Source organism: Pseudomonas sp. GZD-209, from assembly GCF_049310485.1.
Classification (GTDB): domain Bacteria; phylum Pseudomonadota; class Gammaproteobacteria; order Pseudomonadales; family Pseudomonadaceae; genus Aquipseudomonas; species Aquipseudomonas sichuanensis.
Genome location: NZ_JBMOWQ010000045.1, coordinates 1 through 2,148, shown reverse-complemented (window position 1 = coordinate 2,148; position 2,148 = coordinate 1). Strand labels below are relative to the sequence as shown.

2 protein-coding genes are annotated in these 2,148 nt (G+C 64.6%); one reads left to right on the top strand and one right to left on the bottom strand.

Translation table 11 applies throughout. The features are described 5' to 3' along the window. Positions 1-76 precede the first annotated feature (76 nt). On the bottom strand, positions 77-598 hold the full coding sequence (gene yjgA / locus ACO6VM_RS07020) for a ribosome biogenesis factor YjgA (protein ID WP_401059747.1): 522 nt from the start codon (positions 596-598) through the stop codon (positions 77-79). A gap of 109 nt (positions 599-707) precedes the next feature. Here yjgA and pmbA point away from each other — a divergent pair, with 109 nt between their 5' ends. After that, positions 708-2,054 carry a metalloprotease PmbA gene (gene pmbA, locus ACO6VM_RS07015; RefSeq protein ID WP_401059745.1) on the top strand — a complete coding sequence of 449 codons (1,347 nt, stop codon included), beginning with the start codon at positions 708-710 and terminating at the stop codon, positions 2,052-2,054. Positions 2,055-2,148 lie beyond the last annotated feature (94 nt).

The following is a 2,148-nucleotide window of genomic DNA, read 5'->3' as shown; positions in this document are numbered from 1 at the left end:
TTTTTTTGTTGTAGTGGTCCGTTCTACGCCTCTTCTCTCTCTTCCTTCCTCCCCCCCCCCCCCCCCCCCGATGGGCTCAACGCAGGCCGCGCTGGGACTCGTCGAGCTCGCGGATGTACTTGAACACTTTACGCATGGCAGCAGGCGGCTTGTTCCGCGCCTTCTCGTGCTGGGCATGACGGATCAGCGAACGCAGGTGCTGGCGGTCGGTGTCGGGGAACTCGTTGACGAAGCGCTCGAGGTCCTCGTCGTTGCCGTCGATCAGGCGGTCGCGCCAGCGCTCCAGGTTGTGGAAGCGCTCGTTGTACTGACGGGTCGAGCTGTCGATCTGGTCGAGCACGGCATGGATGGCGTCCAGGTCCTGGTCGCGCATCAGTTTGCCGACAAACGACATGTGGCGTTTACGGGCGCCATGGGCAACGTGCTTGCAGGCCTCGGCCAGCGCCTTGCGCAGCTCGTCGGTCAGCGGCAGGCGCGCCAGGGTGTCGGCCTTGAGTGTGGTGAGGCGCTCACCGAGTTCGACCAGCGCATGCAGCTCGCGCTTGATCTGGGTTTTGCTTTTTTCGCCATCGAAGGCGTCGTCGTAAGAATCAACCATGGGGGCCGTCCGCAAGAAATCGCCGCCATGATAACCAGTCGGGGGCCGCTTGTCCGGCCCGGTCGTAGAATGACCCAAGCCGTACGCAGAATTTTCAGTGGAGAGAACCATGAGTGCAGTCCAGAGCGTAGGCCCCAAGGACCTGCCGGCGTTGCAGGAACAGGTCGAAGCGATCGTCGCCGAAGCGCGCCGCCAGGGTGCCAGCGCCTGCGAAGTGGCGGTATCGCTGGAGCAGGGCCTGTCCACCAGCGTGCGCCAGCGCGAAGTCGAGACCGTCGAGTTCAACCGCGACCAGGGCTTCGGCATCACCCTCTACGTTGGCCAGCGCAAGGGCTCGGCCAGCACCTCGGCCAGCGGCCCTGAGGCGATCCGTGAGACCGTCGCGGCGGCACTGGCCATCGCCAAGCATACTTCCGAAGACGAATGCTCGGGCCTGGCCGATGCGGCGCTGATGGCCCGGGAGCTGCCCGACCTCGATCTGTACCACGATTGGGACATCGAGCCGGAAAAGGCCATCGAGATGGCGTTGGCCTGCGAGGCTGCCGCCTTCGATGCCGACAAGCGCATCCTCAATGCCGATGGCACCACGCTCAATACCCACCAAGGTGTGCGGGTGTACGGCAACAGCCATGGCTTTATCGGCGGCTATGCCTCCACCCGCCACAGCCTGAGCTGCGTGATGATCGCCGAGGGTGACGGGCAGATGCAGCGTGACTACTGGTACGACGTCAATCGCCAGGGCCATTTGCTGGCCGACCCGCGCAGCATTGGCGTGCGGGCCGCCCAGCGCGCCGCCAGCCGCCTGGGGGCCCGACCGGTGCCGACCTGCGAAGTGCCGGTGCTGTTCAGCGCCGAGCTGGCGGGCGGGCTGTTCGGCAGCTTCCTGTCGGCGATCTCCGGCGGCAACCTGTACCGCAAGTCGTCGTTCCTCGAAGGCACCCTTGGCCAGCGCCTGTTCCCCACCTGGCTGACCCTGGACGAGCGTCCGCACATTCCGCGAGCGCTGGGCAGTGCCTCGTTCGACGGTGATGGTCTGGCTACCTACGCCAAGCCGTTCGTCGACAAGGGTGAGCTGGTCTCCTACATCCTCGGCACTTATTCCGGGCGCAAGCTGGGGCTGCCGAGCACCGCCAACTCCGGCGGTGTGCACAACCTGTTCGTCACCCATGGGGTCGAGGACCAGGCGGCGTTGATCCGTCGCATGGGGCGCGGTCTGCTGGTGACCGAGCTGATGGGGCATGGCCTGAACATGGTCACCGGCGACTATTCCCGAGGTGCGGCGGGCTTCTGGGTGGAGAACGGCGAGATCCAGCACGCGGTGCAGGAAGTGACCATCGCCGGCAATATGAAAGACATGTTCCAGCAAATTGTGGCGATTGGCAGCGATATCGAAACCCGTAGCAATATCCACAGTGGCTCGGTATTGATCGAGCGGATGACGGTGGCGGGTAGCTGACTCAAAAGCCTGCGCGGCACCTTTGTGGGAGCGAGCTTGCCCCGCGAGCGGTGTTTTAGGTGTTATGGGGAGGGGGAGAGTACCCACTGGGGGC

Bases quoted from the DNA above. Each gene is read 5' to 3' on its own strand.
- yjgA (WP_401059747.1), bottom strand. From the start codon at position 598: ATGGTTGATTCTTACGACGACGCCTTCGATGGCGAAAAAAGCAAAACC.
- pmbA (WP_401059745.1), top strand. From the start codon at position 708: ATGAGTGCAGTCCAGAGCGTAGGCCCCAAGGACCTGCCGGCGTTGCAG.